Source organism: Ensifer sp. Root31 (assembly GCF_001424825.1).
In the GTDB taxonomy this organism is placed as follows: Bacteria; Pseudomonadota; Alphaproteobacteria; order Rhizobiales; family Rhizobiaceae; genus Ensifer; species Ensifer canadensis.
In genome coordinates, this window is the sequence record NZ_LMCO01000012.1 from 436,096 (window position 1) to 455,878 (window position 19,783).

A 19,783-nucleotide genomic window follows, 5' to 3' on the forward strand; every position below is an offset into this window, starting at 1 on the left:
TACGTTGATACTACTTCTGGCTCTTGAGGGCATAGAGTGCGCGGGAGCGCTCCAGGTGTTTTACCATCGCCTGTTCGGCAAAATCGGCGTCACCCTTTTCGATCGCGCGGATGATTTCCGCGTGTTCTGCAAGTGTGAAGTCCTCGCGGCCCGTCCATATGAGCATTTCCGTATGGTAGGACTTCAACCATCCCAGCATCGCGCCGCTGACGGCCGCAAAGATCGGGTTGCCCGAAATCCGGGCGATCGCGTGGTGGAATTCCATGTCGGCATCGATGAAGGCATCCGCATCGCCGAGGCTCTGTTTCTGCTTTTCGAGCAGCGCGCGCAGTTCGGCGATCTGTGCCGGGCTTACCTTGGCTGCCGCCTCGCGGACCATGCCGCGCTCGAAGAAGATGCGGGCGCTCTTGAGGTGTTCCAGCGAGTCCGAAGAGCCGGAAAGCATCAGCTTTGCCGGCAGATCGACCTGCCGGAAGATGGATTCCGCGGTTATGCGCAAAACTTTGGCGCGCTCGCCTTGGGAAATCTCGACGAGGCCCTTGCCGGCAAGCGCCTGCATCGCTTCGCGGATGGCCGGGCGCCCGACGCCGTAGCGTTCCATCAGTTCGCGTTCGGACGGCATGTCGTCGCCGGCCTTCAGCTCGCCGGTCTCGATCATGAGCTTCAGTCGCGAAAACACTTCATCGGAGAGTTTCTTGCGGACGATCGGTTCGGAAACAACGTTCATGAGTCACCTGGATTCGACAGGTTTGATTATGCATCAAGTTCCTGTGCTGCAACAGGTTTCGCCGCAGCCGGCTTGCAATAACATAAATACTCATTATACCAGTTTGTAGCCGTTAACAAGCATTGCCGCACGGAGGTGCGGGAGGAGAGAACGTGATCCGTCTGACCTATCGGATAGAGACGCCCGGATCTGTAGAAGCGATGGCGTCGAAGATCGCCAGCGACCAGTCGACAGGCACCTTCGTGGCGTTGCCGGGGGAGACGGAAGAGCTGAAGGCGCGCGTAGCGGCGCGCGTCGTCGCCGTCCGTCCGCTGCCGCCCACGCACCAGGCCTCCTTCTCTGACGAAGGGGGCGGCGCCACACAGTTCAACCGTGCGGATGTCGACATCGACTTCCCGATGGACGCGGTGGGCACGGATCTCTCCGCGCTGATGACCATCGCCATCGGCGGCGTGTTTTCCATCAAAGGGCTCACCGGCATCCGCATTGTCGATATGAAGCTGCCGAAGGAATTTGCGGCGGCCCATCTCGGGCCGCAGTTCGGTGTGGCGGGAAGCTTCGCATTGACCGGCGTGACGGATCGCCCGATCATCGGCACCATCGTCAAGCCGGCGCTCGGTCTCAGGCCGCATGAAACAGCTGATATGGTCGGCGAGTTGATCGAGGCGGGCGTCGATTTCATCAAGGACGACGAGAAGCTGATGAGCCCGGGCTATTCGTCGTTGAAGGACCGCGTCGCGGCGATCATGCCGAAAATCCTCGCCCACGAGCAGAAGATCGGCAAGAAGGTCATGTACGCCTTCGGCATCAGTCACGCCGACCCCGACGAGATGATGCGCAACCACGATATGGTCCTTGAGGCCGGCGGCAATTGCGCCGTGGTCAACATTAATTCGATCGGTTTTGGTGGTCTCGCCTTCCTGCGCAAGCGCTCTAGCTTGGTGCTGCATGCCCACCGCAATGGTTGGGATATCCTCACGCGCCATGCCGGCCTCGGCTTCGAGTTTTCCGTCTGGCAGCAGTTCTGGCGCCTGCTCGGCATCGACCAATTCCAGATCAACGGCATCCGCGTGAAATACTGGGAGCCGGACGAAAGTTTCGTACAATCCTACAAGGCCGTCAGCACGCCGTTGTTTTCGGAAGACGACAGGGCGCTGCCGGTGGTCTGCTCGGGCCAGTGGGGCGGGCAGGCGCCCGATACGATCGCGGCGACCGGCGGATCGACAGCGCTTCTCTACCTCTGCGGCGGCGGCATCGTCAGCCATCCGGGCGGGCCGGGAGCGGGCGTGAAGGCGGTCAAGCAGGCATGGGAGGCGGCGGTCGCGGGCGTGCCGCTGGACGCTTACGCGCAGGATCATCCGGAACTCGCGCAATCCATCGAGAAATTTGCCGATGGCAAGGCGGCCTGAGCCATGACACGACCGCTGATCAGCTATTATGGCGACGACTTCACCGGCTCAACCGACGTCATGGAGGCGCTCGCCTCGAACGGTGTCGAAACGGTGCTTTTCCTGAAAGTGCCGGACGCGGACCTCTTGTCGCGCTTCGACGGCGCGCGCGCCTTCGGCCTTGCCGGCACGAGCCGCAGCGAAACGCCTGAGTGGATGGACGTGCACCTTCGCGAAGCCTTCGGCTGGCTGAAGACGCTCGACGCCGAACTCTGCCACTATAAGGTCTGCTCGACCTTCGATTCCGCGCCGCATGTCGGCAATATCGGCCGGGCGATCGAGATCGGCCGCACGGTCTTCGGCGAAGCGACCGTGCCACTCATCGTCGGCGCGCCCCAGATCCGCCGATATACGGCCTTCGGAGAGCTCTTCGCCGCCTATCAAGGCCGCAACTACCGCATCGATCGTCATCCGGTCATGTCGCGCCATCCGGTCACGCCGATGGACGAGTCCAATCTGCTGATGCATCTCGCGCGCCAGACAAAGCTCTCTTCGGCACTCATCGATAATGTCGCGCTGCTGGGCCGGTCGGCGCTTGAAGACGCCGACATCCTGCTCATCGACGTGCTCGACGCGTTGACCCAGGCCGCCGCCGGTGCCTTGGTCTGGAACGCGCTGCATCCCAGAAGCGGCTTCATTTGCGGATCCTCCGGTGTCGAATATGCCTTGATCCCCGCATGGCGGAACGAGGTTCTGATCGGCGACAAACCTGTCTTTGCCGAGGCCGGTCCGGTGGATCGCATCGCGGTCGTGTCCGGCAGCGTTTCTCCCACCACGGAGCGGCAAATTCGCCATGCGCTCGCAAACGGTTTTGGCGGCGTCACGCTTGATCCTCTTGCACTTTCCGGCGACGGGGCCGGATCTGCAATTGCCGTGGCGATCGAAGCCGGCCTCAAGGTGCTGGAAGGCGGCGACAGTGTCGTGCTTTACACGGCGCTTGGTCCATCTGCCGATCGGGGCGGCGAACTCGATTCATCGACAGGCGCTCGTCATCGCCTCGGCCGCGCGCTCGGCCAAATTCAGTCGGCGCTTGTCCAGCGCGCCGGGATCTCGCGCGCCGTGGTGGCCGGCGGCGATACGTCAAGCCACGCGCTCGGTCAGATGGGCATTTTGGCACTGACGCTAAAGATGCCCCTGCCGCAGACGCCGGGCTCGCCGCTTTGCATCGCTCATGGCGGTGCGGTGGATGGCTTGCAGATCGCGCTGAAGGGCGGGCAGGTTGGCGGCGACGACTATTTTTCCATGATCAGAGCGGGCAAAGTATAACTCGGGCGGTGAGCGGCACACCAACGTTAGGCTGGAAATAAAGAGATAGAGCGTTTCCGCGCCTCCGTTTAACGCAGACGTGCGACTGGGCCGCCCGGGCGAGCTGCCGGATCATTCTTCGAAATGCTCATATTCGAAGGTCGACCTCCAGCCAGGCGGACAGCGCCGGCATGATCTCCAAGATGAGATCGGGTGCGCTTGATCGGCGAAGATGTCGGTAAACCTCAGAGCGACGACTTGTTCGCTGTGGCGGCCTCGAAGCTGTCCACCAGTAGCCCGTAGGGCGGGTTATGACCGGAACTTAAGGGAAGGCCAAGGCTTTCCTGCGCAGTATGAACTGCTGAAGCGCATCAGGGCCAAGCGCGATATGGTCTCCTGTTAGCCGCATGTGCTCGGTCAGTTTGGAAAACAAGTATGCGGCCAGATCTTCGCGCTCCACGACCAGGTTGGTCGTTTCCTGCGGGTCGCTTGCCAGCGCGTAAAGCTCAAAGAAGACCTCGTCCTTGAAGATGTCGACGATGAGCTTGTGCGATTGGTGGATGATACACCGCGAGAAGTTGCCCAGGGCGCCATTGCCGTCGAACTGAACAAAGATATCCTTATGCTCGCAAGGCGTCCCGGCGTTGATCGACGGCATCAGGGAGCGGCCGGGAAGGTCTTTGGGTTTCTCGACGTTCACGATGTCGCAAATCGTTGGCAAGACGTCGATGTGACTGACCGCTTGGTCGCAGACCCCGATGCCGGCCATGGGCGCCGGCATCTTGAACAGGAGAGGTGTTCGGATCGCCTCCTCGTACATGCACATCTTCTGCCAGAGGCGATGCGAGCCGAGCATCTCGCCATGATCGCTCGTAAACACGATCAGTGTTTCGTCGTAAATGCCTTCAGCCTTCAGCTTGGAAACGATCGCTCCGATGCAATGGTCGAGAAGAGCCACCAGCCCGGCATAGACGCGCCAAATCTCTTTCCAATCGTCGCGGCTGTAACGGGTGCCGAGGAAGCCGGGTAGATTGTAGAGCTGCAGCGGACTTTGGCCGGAGAACCATTGGCCGACATTGTCAGGCGGCTCGACCTCTCGCGCCAACGAATACCACGGCTCGGGCACATCGAAGGGGGGATGCGGCGCCAGGAACATGGCGCTCAGGAAAAGTGGCCGCGATCTGTCGCGGTTCTCGATGGCGCCGAGCGACGATTGCAGGATATAGCCGTCGAAGAAGCTGTCGAACCCCGGCTCATAGCAGCCGGTCGCCGGCGTCGAATAGTCTCCGACCGAGGTAACGGTGCCTGAAGTCAGTTCCGGAACGATGCCGCGGAAGCGTGGGCCTCCAGGTGGACGGTGCCCCCTCGCATCGAGAAACGCGCCGTAATTCTCTTCAAGTGCATGCCACCTGACCGCCGTGCCTTCGCGCATCTCGAGCGGTGGCTGGTACATCAGATGCTGTTTTCCCGCGTGCCATCCGTCCCAATCGGCAGACAGCAGTCCGTACAGGTTGGCGATATCGTCACCTATGAAGCCATGCTGTTTGTCTACCTCGATCCAGGGGTTGATCAGGCAACCGGTCGAATTGGGATATCGCCCGGTGAAAAACGCGCCGCGCGAAGGCACGCACAGCGGCGAGGCGCAATAGGCGTTCGGAAAGAGGCAGCTGTCAGCCTGAAGCGCCTGCAGATGCGGCATGTAGGATGTGCCGATGAAATCATAGCGAAGCTGATCAGCCATGATGACGACGACGTTGGGTTTCTGCATGAAGGCGTCCTCGCTAAGCCAAGGAGAAAAGACAGCGCAATGCGTTCGCCGTGGCAGCCCGGTCAGTCAGACATCGGCGGTGGCATGCCGTCTGCAAGGGGTGAGCAGGCGTCGGTGAAGGCCTGTAGGTTTCGTCGTCGTCAGCGGGCGGGACGTTCCCTGGGCGGACCGACGGTCGCCCTTTCGATCAGTTTGACGCCCATGTTGACGCGCGTGATGCTTTCTTCGGCGTTGGCTATTCGCTTCATCAGCAGTTGAACGCCGATCCGGCCGAGCTCGATGCGATCGATGCTGATCGTCGTCAGCGGCGGCCGGCTGTGCATGGCAATCGCTACGTCATCGAGCCCGATGATCGAATAGTCGTCGGGCACCGAAAGGCCTTGGCTTTGAAGCGCCTGCATGACGCCGAGCGCGACCACGTCCATGCTGCAGAAAAGCGCCGTCGCCTTGTCCAGCCTGCCGCTCTCAAGCGCCTGGCGCGTGGCCAGTTGCGCCTGGGTTTCCAGGAAACCCATCTTGCCGAGATCAATGAGGTGCTTGTCCGGATAGAAGGCTATTCCAGCCTCTTCCAGCGCGAGACGAAAACCCTCAAGGCGACGCTGCATCGACAATCGCCGTGGCAGCGTCACGTGCACGATGTCTCGGTGCCCGGCCTCGAGTAGACGACGTGTCGCAAGCCAGCCGGCCGACCAGTTGTCGGGCAGAACACTGTCCATGCGCATCGAGCGATCCATGCCGTTGATCAGAACGGTCGGCACGCCACTTGCGGCGAGCCGGTCGATCGCAGCCCGGTCGTCGAGGCCGACCGCGATGACCGTGCTCGGCTCTGCGCCACGCAGGTATTCGTCGATCTCCGCGGTGTTCTGTTTGGTGTCGAGCGTCAGCAGCTGCACGTCGACTTTCAGCGAATGCGCCGCTGCCTCGTCCAGTGCGCCGCGGATCACATCCTCGTAGAACTGCGACCCGGAGTAGTACTCGGCCGGCACGATCAACGCGGTGCTTCCGATGCCAGCCTTGTGAAGCGATCGGGCGTTGCGCCCGAGGTAGCCGAGTTCTTCGGCAAGAGCCAAAATCTTCTTGCGGCTCTCACCGCTGACGCCGCCGCGATTGTTCAGCACCTTCGACACGGATGCGACCGAAACGCCGGCTGCATCGGCGATGTCGCGCAGTGTCAGTGTGGCGAGTTGATCATCGGTCATTGGAAACCCACTCCATCAGATTCCTGCGCTTTTTGGGAGTCGCAGCGACTGGCATTTTGTCTGCTTACCAGAAGAATTGTGTATGCCCGAGCGACCGCATCAAGGCCTCCATGAAATAGTAGTCTCCATAGGGAAGCATGGTGTCGGAATAGCCTGATCCGACATGGGCCGCGCCATGGGCGAGAAGGCCGAGTGCCGTTGGATCTTCGGTCAGGTCGCAGGTGTCGAGCAAGCCAGCGATCAAGCGGTCGGCAAACCCGCGCCAGGCTTGAGCCTCGTCGACGTCGCACTGGTCGGCGAGCATGTAGATGCCGGCTGCCATGATGGCGCCGGCCGAACTGTCGCGCGGCGCGTTCTTCGGGTTGGGGACGTCATAGTCCCACACGGGCACGAGGTCGCTGCCCATCAGCTGCTCGGCCTTGGCGGCGAGCCTGCGGGCCGCATCCAGATAGGTCCTGTTGCCGGTGACGCGCGCGCATTGCGCAAAACCGTGGATCAGCCAGGCCTGGCCGCGTGACCAGCATGATCCGTCGGCATGGCCCTGGTGGGTTTCTCCGCGCAGTGCCTCGCCGGTGCTCGGGTCGAACAGGAAGGTGTGGAAGCTGGTATCGTCGTCGCGCACCAGATGTTTCAATGTGGTGTCGGCATGGCCGTCGGCGGCCTCGCGAAAGTCGGCGCGTCCGGTTTCGCCGTAGGCCCAGTAGAGGAGGGCGAGGTTCTGCATCGTATCGGCGATGATCCGCCCGTTGGCGAAATCTGCGCGCATGGAGCCATGCGCCGGTTGCGCGTTCCACGCCTGAAGATAGCGCCCCTCCGGTCGGTACCGGCCGAGCAGCAGATTGGCGGCTTCAAGAGCGAGCGCGCGCGGCTCCTTCTCGCCGGTCATCAGCCATTCGGCGACGCAGCTGAGCGAGAACTGGAAGCCAAGATCATGGTCCTGAGCGCGGCGATGCGCCAGAATGCCCCGAAAGATCGAGCGGCGGGCGCGCGCTGCGTTCAGGAATGTCGGATCTCCTGTTAGCTGCGAGGCAAGCCATAATTGGCCGGCATGAAAGCTCACGACCCAGTCGTAGGGGCTGCAATAGGCCCAGCTATTGTCGCTCAAGCCGATCTTCGGGTTGCGAATGCCGATGATCGGCATGGTCGTGCGCAATTTTTCGATGCTGCGTACGAGCGCTGCCTGGTGGCGATCAACATGAGAGGTGGCGGCTGCCGGCACGGAGGCTGCAAAGTAGCTACTGGTTTCGATTTTCATGTGAGTGCTCCTGAGTTTGGAAATCTTTTTGCTCATTACGCAATTTTCGTCAATAGCGAAACTTTCGCTTGACGAAGAATGTTTTCGGTTTCATTCTTATGTCTAGTCTGGGCGTCCTTCGTGACGTCCACGGCGCCGATAAGGGAGGGTGAGGGAATGTCCATTACGGACGCATCGAACGCAGGGCCGCCTCTGAGCGTGCGACTGCGCAGCCAGTTGGGCGGCTACGGCTTCCTGCTGCCCTGGCTGCTGGGGTTTGTCGTGCTGACCTTGGGGCCGGCCGTTTCGTCGTTCTATCTTTCGCTTACCGACTTCGGCCTGATGGGTCCGGCCAACTGGGTCGGTGCCGAGAACTACGTGCGGATTGCCAGCGACGACCCCCGTTTCTGGACGGCGATGAGGGTGACCTTCACATTCGTTCTATTATCGGTGCCGCTCAAGCTGATGTTCGCGTTGGCGATCGCCGTGGCGCTGAACAAGGGGTTGCGCGGCCTGACGGTCTTTCGCGCGATCTTCTATCTTCCGTCGCTGGTCGGCGGCAGTGTCGCAATCGCTGTGCTCTGGCGGCAGGTCTTTTCAGGCGACGGCGTGTTGAACCAGGTTCTGGCGGCGCTTTTCGGCTACGAAGGCCCGAGCTGGATCTCGAACCCGTCCACGTCGCTCTACACCCTGGTTCTGCTCGCGGCCTGGCAGTTCGGCTCGTCGATGATCATCTTTCTCGCCGGTCTGCGCCAGATCCCGCAGGATATGTACGAGGCGGCCAGCATTGATGGAGCAAGTCGCTCCCGCCAGTTCTTCAAGATCACGCTGCCGCTTTTGACGCCGGTGATCTTTTTCAATGCGGTGATCCTGACGATCGACGCGTTCAAGGCTTTCACCTCGGCTTTCGTCGTCAGCGACGGCAGCGGTGGTCCGATCGATACGACGCTGTTCTACACGCTCTACCTCTACCAGGAAGCCTTCACCAACTTCCGTTTCGGATACGCATCAGCCCTTGCCTGGGTGCTGGTGGTCATCATCGCCATTTTCACGACGCTGTCCTTCATGTCGGCCAAATATTGGGTGCACTACGATGACTGATACCGTCTACGCGTCGAACGTCGTCGAGGCAGCTGCCATGCCCGACGGAGCCAAATCCTCGCCGCTGAAGCGGGCGTTGGTCTACGCGCTCCTGACCGCCGTGAGCTTCATCATGCTCTATCCGTTGCTGTGGATGGTCTCGAGCTCCTTCAAGCCAGAGAACGAGATCTTCGCGACGACATCGCTAATACCGCAGGAGTTTACGCTCGATGCCTACCGACGCGGTTGGAATGGCCTGAGCGTCAGCTTCGGCCACCTGTTCCTCAACTCGCTGCTGATCTCGGTCCTGGTCGTCATTGGCAACCTGATATCGTGCTCGATGGCCGCCTATGCCTTCACGCGGCTGCAGTTCAAGGGACGCGGGTTCTGGTTCGCGCTCATGCTCGGAACCCTGATGATGCCGCAGCATGCGGTGCTGATCCCGCAATATCTGATGTTTCTCAAGTTCGGCTGGGTCAACACGATCATGCCGCTTGTCGTGCCGAAGTTCTTCGCCATCGATGCCTTCTTCATCTTCCTGATGGTTCAGTTCTTCCGCGGCATCCCGCGCGAACTCGACGAGGCGGCCATCATGGACGGCGCCGGGCCGTTGCGCATCTTCCTCAAGGTGATCCTGCCGCTTTCGACGCCTGTCCTGGCGACCGCCGCAGTCTTCTCCTTCATCTGGACCTGGGACGATTTCTTCGCGCCGCTGATCTATCTGAACGACATCGAGAAATACACGGCCCAGCTTGGCCTTCGAACCTTCGTCGATGCCACGGCGCAATCGGATTGGGGCGCTCTGCTTGCGATGTCGACTTTGACCGTATTGCCGATCTTCATCCTCTTCCTCCTGTTCCAGCGGCTGCTGATCGAAGGCATCGCGACGACGGGCATGAAGCGGTAGTGCCGCGAACAAAAACCACAGAACAAGCAATAGGAAAGGGGAGCCCCATGACGACGCTCGCTTTGAAGCAAGTCCAGAAGCGCTACGGTGCCGTCGAGGTCATCCGCGGCGTCGACCTCCAGATCGGCAGCGGCGAGTTCGTCGTTTTCGTCGGCCCGTCGGGGTGCGGCAAGTCCACGCTCTTGCGCATGATTGCCGGGCTGGAGCCCATCTCCGGCGGCGAGCTGGCGATTGGCGGCGCCAGGATGAATGAGAAGGCAGCCTCCGAGCGCGGCATCGCCATGGTCTTTCAGTCCTATGCCCTCTATCCGCATATGAGTGTCTACAAGAACATGTCGTTCGGCCTTGAAACCATGCGCATGCCAAAGCCCGAGATCGATCAGCGGGTGCGCAAGGCCGCCGAAATCCTGCAGATCACGCAGCTGCTCGAACGCAAGCCAAAGCAGCTGTCGGGCGGCCAGCGTCAACGCGTCGCCATCGGCCGCGCCATCGTGCGTGATCCGAAAATCTTCCTGTTCGACGAACCCTTGTCCAACTTGGATGCCGAGCTTCGCGTGCAGACCCGTGTCGAGATTGCAAAGCTCCACGCCGATATCGGCGCCACGATGATCTACGTCACCCATGACCAGGTCGAAGCCATGACACTGGCTGACCGGATCGTCGTGCTACGCGCCGGCCGGATCGAGCAGCAGGGAACGCCGCTCGAAATCTACAACAGGCCGGTCAACCGCTTTGTCGCCGGCTTCATCGGTTCGCCCAAGATGAATTTCCTGGATGTTTCCGTGGTGGGGCGCCGCGACGACGGTGTTGTCATCGGTCTTGCCGGTGCCGATGTCGCGGTGCCGCTGGTCGAGAGAGCCGAGATCGGGGCGACCCTCAGTCTTGGCGTTCGCCCGGAGCATATCAGGGCCAACAGCGCGGGCGGCATCCATCTGGGGACATTGACGATCACCCATATCGAGCATCTCGGCGGCCAGACCATCGTCTATGGGCGTCTGCCCGACAAGCAGGCGCTCATCGTCGCCATGGAAGGCCAGACACTGCTTGGCACGGGCGAAACGCTGAGCGTCAGCATCGCGCCGGAACATTGCCATCTCTTCGACGCCGAAGGGCGCAGGCTTGCCGACTAGGCTCAGGCAAAAACGGAACCAAAGGGAGGAATTCATGATCAATCGACGCGAACTTCTACGCAACGGCCTGCTGCTCGGCGGAGCGGCTGCATTTTCGCAGCTTCCGCTGCGGACCGCATTTGCCGACAGCGCCACGATGCGGCTCTACTGGTGGGGCACGCCTGCGCGCGCCGAGCGCACCCTTGGCGTCGCCCGGCTGTTTGAAGCCGCCAATCCGGATGTCAAGATCAACGGCGAAGTCGGCGGCAACGACTATTGGTCGAAACTGACGACGATGCTTGTTGGCGGCAATGCCCCTGATATTTTCCAGCTCGAGCCTGGCCGATTTGCCGACTATGCGCGCCGTAACACCACGCTTCCGCTCAACGATTTTCTCGGCAAGTCCATTCGCACCGACAAGCTCGCGCCGGGTGTGCTGGAGCTTGGAACCGTTGACGGCAAGGTGGCGGGCATGCCGCTGTCGCTCAACGCGTTCGCATTGTTCTATGACACGGAAGCCTTCAAGCAGGCCGGGCTCAATCCGCCGGGGGCCGCGACCACGTGGGACGAGTTCGCCAAACTTTGTGTCGAACTGACCAAGGCGATCGACCGCAAGAACGTTTGGGCGGTCGGCAACGCATCACGTTACACCTATGCCTTTGATGCATTCTTGAACCAGCGCGGCAAGCGATTGTACGGCGAGGACGGCAAGATCGGTTTCGATGTCAACGATGCCAAAGACTGGTATGGCTACTGGGAGAGCCTCGCCAAGAACGGCGGCTGCGTGTCGGCCGAAGTTCAGTCGATGGACCAGATCCAGGTCGATTCAAACCCGCTGGCAACCGGCAAGGCCGCTATGGCCATCGCGTTTTCGAACCAGCTTCTCGGCTACCAGTCGGCGATGAAGAACCCGCTAGGGATCACCACGTTGCCGGTGACGGATCCATCAGGACCGTCCGGCCTGTTCTACCGGCCGGGTCTGCATTTCGGCATTGCAAGCACCTGCGAAAATCCGGAACTTGCTGCCCGGTTCATTGACTTCTTCGTCAACGATATGGCTGCCGGCAAGGTTCTCGGCGTCGAGCGCGGCGTTCCCGTCAACACCGACGTCAAGGGCGCGGTCGTTCCGCTGATCGACGACGTGTCGAAACGGACGGTCGACTACATCTCGTCGATTGCCGGCCGGGTCGGCGCCTATCCTCCGCCAGTGCCGGTCGGCGCCTCCGAATTCGACACACGCGCCTTCCGGCCGCTGGCAGACAAGGTGGCCTTTGGCCAAGTGACGCCCGCAGAAGCGGCTGATCAGTTGGTTGCGGAAGGCGGCCGAATTCTCAAGGGCTGATCGTCTCGCGACGATAGTGGCCGCTTCGCTTGTCGAAATCGCCTATGCGCCCAAGTGCGCCGCCGAAGGAGGTCGGCGGCGCACAGAAATCGAAGCTTTCGGGAGAGGACCATGCTTGGCAGACGCGAATTTTTGCAATTGGGGTTGTTGTTCGGGGGCGCGGCAACGTTTTTGCAATCGCCGTTGCGCTCGGCACTGGCGGATAGCGCAACGATGCGCCTCTTCTGGTTCGGTTCTCCCGCACGCGCCGAGCGCACGCTTGGTGTTGCCAGGTTGTTCGAGGCCGCAAATCCCGGCGTGAAGATCAATGGCGAGGTTGGCGGCAACGACTATTGGTCGAAGCTGGCGACGATGCTGGCCGGTGGCAATGCGCCCGATATTTTCCAGCTCGCGCCAAGCCGCTTTGCCGACTACGCCCGCCGCAACACCCTGCTTCCGCTCGGCGATTACCTGGGAAGCGTAATCCGTACCGACAAGTTGATGCCCGGCGTCCTCGATCTCGGGGCGGTCGACGGCAAGGTCGTCGGCATGCCCCTGTCGTTGAATGCGTTTGCTCTGCTTTACGACAGTGTCGCCTTCGACGAGGCCGCCATTGCGCCGCCCGGACCGACGACGACCTGGGACGATTTTGCCAGGCTCTGCATCGACATCACCAAGGCGATCGGCCGGAAGAATGTCTGGGCGGTCGGCAACGGCGCGCGCTACAGCTATGCCTTTGAGGCGTTTCTCGTTCAGCGCGGCAAGCGACTGTACGGCGAAGATGGCCGGATCGGCTTCGATGCCACCGATGCCAGCGACTGGTACGGCTATTGGGAAAGTCTGGCGAAGAACGGCGGCTGCGTGTCGGCCGAGGTCCAGGCAATGGACAAGCTTCAGATCGATTCCAATCCGCTTTCAACCGGTCACGCGGTGATGGCGATCGCCTTTTCCAACCAGTTGCTCGGCTATCAGGCGCTCGCTAAGAACAGGCTGGGGATCACCTCGCTACCGATCGCCGACGCGGCGGGACCTTCCGGCCTGTTCTACAAGGCGAGCCTGCATTTCGGGATTGCCAGCACCTCGAGGCAGCCGGAGCTTGCAGCCCGGTTCCTCGATTTCTTCACCAACGACCTCGCGGCCGGCAAAATTCTCGGCGTGGAACGCGGCGTGCCGATCAACCTTGATGTCAGGGAGGCAGTGACGCCTCTTGTCGACGATGTCTCGAAACGATCGGTGGACTACATTTCCTCGATAGCGGGACGGGTGGGCGCCTTTCCGCCCCAGGTTCCGATCGGGGCCTCCGAGCTGGAGGAACGCGTGTTCCGACCGATCGCCGACCAGGTTGCCTTCGGCCAGCTGACGGTCGCTGCAGCCGGCGAGGAGCTGGTCGCGCAGGCAAACCGCATCCTCAGGAGCTGACGTTTCCAACGGCTCGCCCTGGGCCCTGCACCATAAGCCTCCCAAGACAGGAATGGCCAATGACAGATGGCATATACCCCGACAGCCTGTTCCATCCGTGGTCGGGCAATGAACTGCGCACGCGGGCCGATGTCGAGCGCGCGCTGAAATCGCTCTGCGACCCGGCCGAATCCTACCGGTCGGCCGGTGGCGCGCGGTTGCGGTTCGACGCGACCGCTGCGCATTTCGATCAGGCGGCAGCCGATCTCGAGGGCTTCTCGCGGTTGTTGTGGGGGCTGGTGCCGGCGCAGGTCGGCGGTGCCGACTGGATCGACTGGAAGCCGATCGCACGCGGTCTTGCGTGTGGCACGGATCCGCACCATCCGGAATATTGGGGGCAGCCGACGGATCGCAACCAGCGCCTCGTCGAGCTTGCGGCAATCGGCTTTGCGTTGCGTCTCGTGCCGGACAAACTCTGGGCTCCTCTTGAGCCAGATGAGCGCGAGAACGTCGTCGCCTATCTCAAGTCAGGGCATGCCTGCCGGTTTTCTGAGAACAACTGGAAGTTCTTCCGGCTGCTCATCAGCCTGGGGCTGGATTCCGTCGGCGCCGATCACGATCAGGGTTTGGACCAGGCCTATATCGACGAAATCGAGACCTTCTATTTCGGTGATGGCTGGTACAGCGACGGTGACGCGCGCCGCGCCGACCACTACATTCCCTTCGCCTTTCATTTCTACGGGCTCATTCTTGCCGTGCTCGACGGCCGCGCCTACACGCAGCCCTATCGCGAGCGTGCGCGTCTCGCCGCCGGCGATATGACGCGTTGGTTTGCCGATGATGGCGCCGCATTGGCGTTTGGCCGGTCGATGACCTATCGCTTTGCCATCGCCGGTTTCTTCGGCGCTCTGGCATTCGCCGGCGAGGAGGCGCTGCCGTGGGGGCAACTGAAGGGCTTCTATCTGCGCAATCTGCGCTGGTGGGCCAAGCAGCCGATGGCGTCGAGAGACGGCATCCTGCCGGTTGGTTACGCTTACCCGAACCTTCTGATGTGCGAGACCTACAACTCACCGCAGTCGCCCTATTGGGCCTTGAAGGCGTTTCTGCCGCTGGCCTTACCGGAGCAACAACCCTTCTGGAGCGCTGAAGAGGCGGATTGCCCACCGCGCGCCGACGTCGCCGTGCACGTGCACACGGGCATGATCATCAGGAACCCTCCTGGTGATGCCATCGCGCTTTGCGGTGGCCAGCAAACGGGTCCGCAAAACACCTGGGCACGGTTCGGTGCCGAGAAATACAGCAAGTTCGTCTATTCCGCCCGCTACGGTTTCAGCGTGGAAAGTGACCCCAACCGTTTCGCCGACGCTGTCCTGGACGGCATGATCGGATTCAGCAGCGACGGTCTCCAGTTCCATGTCCGCCAGGCCAACGAGCAAGTGCTGATCGCCGATGACGTCCTCTACGCGCGCTGGCGGCCCAATGGCGACATCCTGGTCGAAACCTGGCTCTACTGTCATGGCGATTTCCATGTCCGCACCCATCGCGTCTGGGCCGAGCGAGCGGTCCTAACCAAGGAAGGCGGCTTTGCGATCGCCCGAAGCGATCGGCTTGCCGATGCACTGGAAGGTGAAGCTGGCAACGCTGTTGTTGCAACTCCGCACGACCTGTCGGCGATCGTCGATCTCGGCTCGTCGGTCATCCGTGCCGGCAAAGCGCATATCGCCCAGCCGAACACCAACCTGATTGCCGGAAGGACGCTGGTGCCGCAGTTGACGGCAGAGATTCCCCGGGGAACGAGCACACTTTTTGCAGCCGTCCTGGCGAGCGCCGATCCGGCCGCCGGGCGCAGCACGCTGACGCGCTTGCCGCCGGCCCCCGACCTGCCAGCGCTTGAAGCCCTGATCAAGGCAAGCGGCCGGCCGGTCACCCTTATGAGCAGAAATACGAGTGCCTGACCGGCTGTTGACGCCGGCCTATTTTGCAAGTCGAGGACAAGAACTGATGGATATTCGCCAAGCTATACATTTCGAACAGGCCGAGACGCTCGACACCGAGGGGCTGCGCCGCCATTTCCTCATCAAGGATCTCTTCGCAGCCGGCGAAATACGCGCCGCCTACAGCCACTATGACCGCCTGGTTCTGCTCGGCATCCGGCCGGAAGCTGCACCGCTCGCCTTCAGCGCCGAGCTCGCGAAATCCGCTGGCGTTGCCGATTTTCTCGAGCGGCGGGAACTGGCCGTCGTTAACCTTGGCGGCGGCGCGGCGAGAATATCCGTCGATGCCGTGGATCATGTCATTGCGCCTTTTGAGGCGCTCTACATCGGCAAGGGTGCGAAAGGCGTGTCCTTTGCCGCCGTGGACGAGGCATCGCCTCCAAAACTCTATGGCGTCTCGGCGCCCGCGCATGCCAGCCACCCCACCCATAAGATCACCCAGGATGAAGCGTCTCCCCAGGCGCTCGGGACGAGCGAGGCCGCCAACAAGCGCACCATCTACAAATATGTCCATGATGGCCTGTTGCCGACCTGCCAGCTCATGCTCGGCATCACGCGGTTCGAGCCGGGAAGCGTCTGGAACACCATGCCTGCGCACCTTCACGATCGGCGCATGGAAGCCTACCTCTATTTCGACATGCCGGAAGATCGTATGGTCGTCCATCTCATGGGGCGGCCCGAGGCGACGCGTCACCTGATCGTTCGCAACGAGCAGGCGGTCATTTCGCCCCCGTGGTCGATCCACAGTGGCAGCGGCACGGGCTCCTATGCCTTCGTGTGGGCAATGGCAGGCGATAACCAGTCCTTCGCCGACATGGATTTTGTGGCAATGGAGACCCTGCGATGACCGAGATTGGGGATCTGTTCAGTCTTTCCGGCAAGTGGGCGCTGGTCACAGGCGCCCGGGGAGGGCTGGGACAGGCGATGGCTTTGGCGCTCGCGAAAGCCGGGGCCGACATCGTCGGCCTCGGCTCGACGCCGATGCCGGAAACAGGCCAGCTGATCGAAGCTGCCGGACGCCGATTCCTCGGCATCCAGGCGGATCTTTCGCAACCCAACGATTTTCGCTCTCTCGTCGGCGAGATCGAAGAGCAAGCCGGGCCCATCGATATCCTGGTCAACAATGCCGGAACGATCAGGCGTGCCGATCTGCTCGACTACTCCGAGGCTGATTGGGACGTGGTGACGAACGTCAACGAAAAGAGCCTGTTCTTCCTGAGCCAGGCCATTGCGCGCGGCATGGTTTCACGCCGCTTCGGTCGCATTATCAACATCGCATCGCTGCTCTCCTTCCAGGGGGGCATCCGGGTTCCGGCCTATACCGCCTCCAAGCATGCGGTGGCGGGGCTGACGAAGCTGATGGCAAACGAGTTGGCTGCATCCGGTGTCACCGTCAACGCAATCGCGCCCGGCTATATGGAAACTGACAACACCGCGGCCCTGCGAGCGGATCCGGAGCGACAGAGGCAAATCCTCGAACGTATTCCCGTCGGGCGATGGGGCGTTCCTGAAGATCTGGCGACCGCGGTCCTGTTTCTGGCAAGTCCGCATGCATCCTATGTGACTGGAGCTATCATTCCGGTGGATGGAGGATGGCTCGCGCGGTGATGGCACTTCGATCGTTAGGACAGTCGCTATGTCGAGCGTGCAGTTTGGGGGTGGCAGTGGAGAAAAAGAGCGCATTGCTTCACCCGAGGCGAGATCGGCATCAGAGGATCTGAAGGGTGAGAAAATCATCTCGTTCTCGCGCCAGAACCTGTCTTACACGGAGCGCTCCGAGAAGTTCGAGGAGTACGATCTTTCGACGAACGTCACTTACAGCTGCGACGACACCTTCTCGCTACAGCGCCGCGCGTCTTATAAGACGCGCAAAGGTCGCTGTAGCACTTTGAATTGCTGCATGCTTTCATCCTTAAATCGAATACGAGCGTTGGCCGTCGAGTGATTTCTGGCATAAGATGGCATCTGCTATACGCCGAGGTTGGCACTGCCCAACAGGCAGCAGATGACCGTTCCACATTGAACAGTCTGCTGTAGCAGAGGTGCGACGTTCGGATCATCACCATTGACGGTATTTGCCCGGCACTTCGCGTTATTGGTGGGAGTTGATTCATGCGTTCGCCAGATATGACCGGAATATCCCGACCCCCGCGCTGGGGGTTGGCCGCAAAGCTGTTTACGACGCTCGTCCTGCTTGGCGCCGCCGCGATCTTGGTGACCGGTGTACTCGGTTACTTCCGTGCCCGTGACGCCATCGAAAAAGCGGTTTTCGACCAACTCACGGCCGCCCGTCAGAACAAGACGCGTCAAGTCGAAACCTATTTTCGCACCATCGCAGCGGAACTGCGCCTGCTCGCCGCCTCCAAGATGGTGGTTGATGCGACGCGCGAATTCCGGATTGCAGTCGACCAGCTCGATCGCGCAGGCGTACAGCCTGACCTTCGGCAGAAGGTCCAAGATTGGTACGCTGAGAACTTCATCCCGCAGATGACGAGTATCCTGGGAAGGCAACCGGAGCTGTCCGACTATCTGCCGGTTGGTGGCGCTCCGTACTATCTGCAGTATCACTACATCGTGGAAAATCCGAACCCGGCGGAGCGACGCAAGCTTCTCGATGATGCCGGTGATGGCAGCGAATACACCAGGCTGCATGCCACCTATCATCCATTGATGCGCGCAGCCGCCTCGATGGTCGGTTTCTTCGATTTCATGATCGCCGATCCCAAATCGGGTCGACTGATCTACACAGTCCAGAAGGAACTCGATTTTACCACATCCCTGCAATTCGGTCCCTACCGCCGCTCCAACGTCGCATCCGCTGTCGCGCGCTGCGCAGAGCCCGCCGGACAATCGGCCATCTGCCTGGAGGATTTCGCTCCATATGCACCGACCGGTGGAGCGCCAATTGCCTTCATGGGAGCACCGGTGATTGATAAGGGTGTCGTCATCGGGGTGCTGGTGGCGCAACTGTCGAACGAGGAGATCGACAACGTCGTCACTGGTGGTCGCCGGTGGCGACAGGAAGGGTTCGGCGACACGGGCGAGGCATATTTAATTGGACCCGACTATCTGGTGCGCTCTGGACCGCGGACATTCTACGAGAACCGGGAGGCGTACTTCGCCGAACTCAAGTCTGTCGGTGCCTCGGACGAGGAGATCGCCGCCATTCAGCGTTACGGGACGCCGGTGATGCATCAGCGCATCGACACCGAAGCATCTCGGGCAGCACTTGCCGGTGTCGAAAACACCGGCGAGATCATCGGGTACCGTGGCGTGCCGACACTCGCCTCGTGGGGCCCGCTCGAGATACCCGGCGTCAGGTGGGCGCTCGTCGCTAAAATTGACAGCGCCGAGGCGTTCGCGCCGATCGCCCAGCTCCGCCAGGAGCTGCTGATCGTCGGGGGATTGGCGCTGTTGGCGGTGGCCGTGACGGCCGCATGGCTTTCGCGCGCACTGCTCGGACCGCTGCGTGAACTCACTGCCGGAGTAAAGCGCTTCGCGGCCGGCGACTATGGAGCCAGTGTGCCAGTTCACACGCGCGACGAGGTGGGCCAACTCTGCTCAGCCTTCAACGGCATGGTCGAGACGCTGCACGAAAAAAATGTCGTGATCGAGAACAAGAATCGTGAGAACGAGGAACTGCTCCTCAACGTGCTGCCGGCTCCGATCGCCAACCGGTTGCGCGGTGGCGAGGCTGGGATCGCCGACGGCTTCGCCGAGGTGACCGTCGCCTTCGCGGATCTGGTTGGCTTCACGGCTCTGTCATCGGAGATGCCGCCACACGAGGTCGTCACGTTTCTCAATGGGCTATTCACGCGCTTCGATGTCGCCGCCAATGAACTCGGAATCGAGAAGATCAAGACGCTTGGTGACGCCTATATGGCGGTGTGTGGCTTGCCCGAGCCGGTGGCTAACCACTCCGAGCGGATGGTGCGCATGGCTATCCGCATGGTTCACATTACCCGAGAGCACGCGATGGAAAACAACGTCTCGATGAAGCTCAGGGTTGGCGTCAATACCGGGCCGGTCGTGGCCGGCATCATCGGCAAAAGCAAGTACATCTACGACCTGTGGGGCGATACGGTGAACCTTGCCAGCAGGATGGAATCAGGCGGCGTGCCCGACGCGGTTCAGGTGACGCGCCCTGTCTACGAAAAGCTCAAAGACCACTTCGTCTTCGAGCCGCGCGGCCCTATCGAAGTCAAGGGCAAGGGCAAGGTAGAGGCCTGGCTGTTGAGGTTGTAATGCCGGACCGGCCATATCCGGCCTGTCGATCAGGTGGAAGCGATACGGGAACGCGTCCGCAATTTCTCGCCGGCATGAACGTCTACGTCTCAACCGCGCGGAGATGAT

15 protein-coding genes and 1 pseudogene are annotated in these 19,783 nt (G+C 61.3%); 12 read left to right on the forward strand and 4 right to left on the reverse strand.

Going from position 1 to position 19,783, the window contains the following annotated elements; genetic code table 11:
• Window positions 1-10: 10 nt before the first annotated feature.
• On the reverse strand, window positions 11-727 hold the full coding sequence (locus ASD00_RS13920; RefSeq protein ID WP_025430258.1) for a transcriptional regulator NanR: 717 nt from the start codon (window positions 725-727) through the stop codon (window positions 11-13).
• A gap of 152 nt (window positions 728-879) precedes the next feature.
• Between ASD00_RS13920 and oiaX the strand changes: the two genes are divergently transcribed.
• Window positions 880-2,136 carry a 3-oxo-isoapionate-4-phosphate decarboxylase OiaX gene (gene oiaX / locus ASD00_RS13925; RefSeq protein WP_057207184.1) on the forward strand — a complete coding sequence of 419 codons (1,257 nt, stop codon included), beginning with the start codon at window positions 880-882 and terminating at the stop codon, window positions 2,134-2,136.
• Window positions 2,137-2,139: 3 nt separating this feature from the next.
• Window positions 2,140-3,441, forward strand: a complete 1,302-nt coding sequence (locus ASD00_RS13930; protein WP_057207185.1) for a four-carbon acid sugar kinase family protein — start codon at window positions 2,140-2,142, stop codon at window positions 3,439-3,441.
• Window positions 3,442-3,742: 301 nt separating this feature from the next.
• Here the strand turns inward: ASD00_RS13930 and ASD00_RS13935 are convergent, their stop codons facing one another.
• From ASD00_RS13935 to ASD00_RS13945, 3 genes are all read right to left on the reverse strand, one after another.
• On the reverse strand, window positions 3,743-5,188 hold the full coding sequence (locus tag ASD00_RS13935; RefSeq protein WP_057207186.1) for a sulfatase-like hydrolase/transferase: 1,446 nt from the start codon (window positions 5,186-5,188) through the stop codon (window positions 3,743-3,745).
• Between the two features lie 140 nt (window positions 5,189-5,328).
• On the reverse strand, window positions 5,329-6,387 hold the full coding sequence (locus ASD00_RS13940) for a LacI family DNA-binding transcriptional regulator (protein ID WP_057207187.1): 1,059 nt from the start codon (window positions 6,385-6,387) through the stop codon (window positions 5,329-5,331).
• Window positions 6,388-6,451: 64 nt separating this feature from the next.
• A complete protein-coding gene (locus ASD00_RS13945; RefSeq protein WP_057207188.1) occupies window positions 6,452-7,642 on the reverse strand; it encodes a glycoside hydrolase family 88 protein in 1,191 nt (396 codons plus the stop codon).
• A gap of 156 nt (window positions 7,643-7,798) precedes the next feature.
• On the opposite strand from ASD00_RS13945, the gene ASD00_RS13950 reads away from it, so the two are divergent.
• From ASD00_RS13950 to ASD00_RS13995, 10 genes and pseudogenes are all read left to right on the forward strand, one after another.
• Window positions 7,799-8,722 (forward strand): sugar ABC transporter permease, encoded by a 924-nt coding sequence (locus ASD00_RS13950; RefSeq protein ID WP_082523553.1) that lies wholly within the window; start codon window positions 7,799-7,801, stop codon window positions 8,720-8,722.
• A gap of 37 nt (window positions 8,723-8,759) precedes the next feature.
• Window positions 8,760-9,608 (forward strand): carbohydrate ABC transporter permease, encoded by an 849-nt coding sequence (locus ASD00_RS13955; protein ID WP_057207328.1) that lies wholly within the window; start codon window positions 8,760-8,762, stop codon window positions 9,606-9,608.
• A gap of 47 nt (window positions 9,609-9,655) precedes the next feature.
• The gene (gene ugpC / locus ASD00_RS13960; protein ID WP_057207189.1) at window positions 9,656-10,738 is read left to right on the forward strand and encodes a sn-glycerol-3-phosphate ABC transporter ATP-binding protein UgpC; all 1,083 of its coding nucleotides are present in this window, start codon (window positions 9,656-9,658) and stop codon (window positions 10,736-10,738) included.
• A gap of 34 nt (window positions 10,739-10,772) precedes the next feature.
• Window positions 10,773-12,059 (forward strand): sugar ABC transporter substrate-binding protein, encoded by a 1,287-nt coding sequence (locus ASD00_RS13965; RefSeq protein WP_057207190.1) that lies wholly within the window; start codon window positions 10,773-10,775, stop codon window positions 12,057-12,059.
• 111 nt (window positions 12,060-12,170) lie between these two features.
• Complete coding sequence (locus ASD00_RS13970; protein ID WP_057207191.1) at window positions 12,171-13,457, forward strand: ABC transporter substrate-binding protein; 1,287 nt, start codon at window positions 12,171-12,173, stop codon at window positions 13,455-13,457.
• A 59-nt stretch (window positions 13,458-13,516) separates the two neighbouring features.
• Entirely contained in the window at window positions 13,517-15,391 is a 1,875-nt protein-coding gene (locus tag ASD00_RS13975; protein ID WP_057207192.1) for a DUF2264 domain-containing protein, read from the forward strand.
• A gap of 46 nt (window positions 15,392-15,437) precedes the next feature.
• The gene (kduI, locus tag ASD00_RS13980) at window positions 15,438-16,277 is read left to right on the forward strand and encodes a 5-dehydro-4-deoxy-D-glucuronate isomerase (RefSeq protein ID WP_057207193.1); all 840 of its coding nucleotides are present in this window, start codon (window positions 15,438-15,440) and stop codon (window positions 16,275-16,277) included.
• Window positions 16,274-17,038, forward strand: a complete 765-nt coding sequence (gene kduD / locus ASD00_RS13985; RefSeq protein ID WP_025430245.1) for a 2-dehydro-3-deoxy-D-gluconate 5-dehydrogenase KduD — start codon at window positions 16,274-16,276, stop codon at window positions 17,036-17,038. The genes kduI and kduD overlap by 4 nt, the downstream gene beginning before the upstream one ends.
• Window positions 17,039-17,144: 106 nt before the next feature.
• Window positions 17,145-17,273 (forward strand): annotated as a pseudogene (locus ASD00_RS38730) (transcriptional regulator); the annotation flags it as partial.
• Between the two features lie 269 nt (window positions 17,274-17,542).
• Entirely contained in the window at window positions 17,543-19,675 is a 2,133-nt protein-coding gene (locus ASD00_RS13995; protein WP_244496048.1) for an adenylate/guanylate cyclase domain-containing protein, read from the forward strand.
• The last annotated feature ends 108 nt before the right edge of the window (window positions 19,676-19,783 follow it).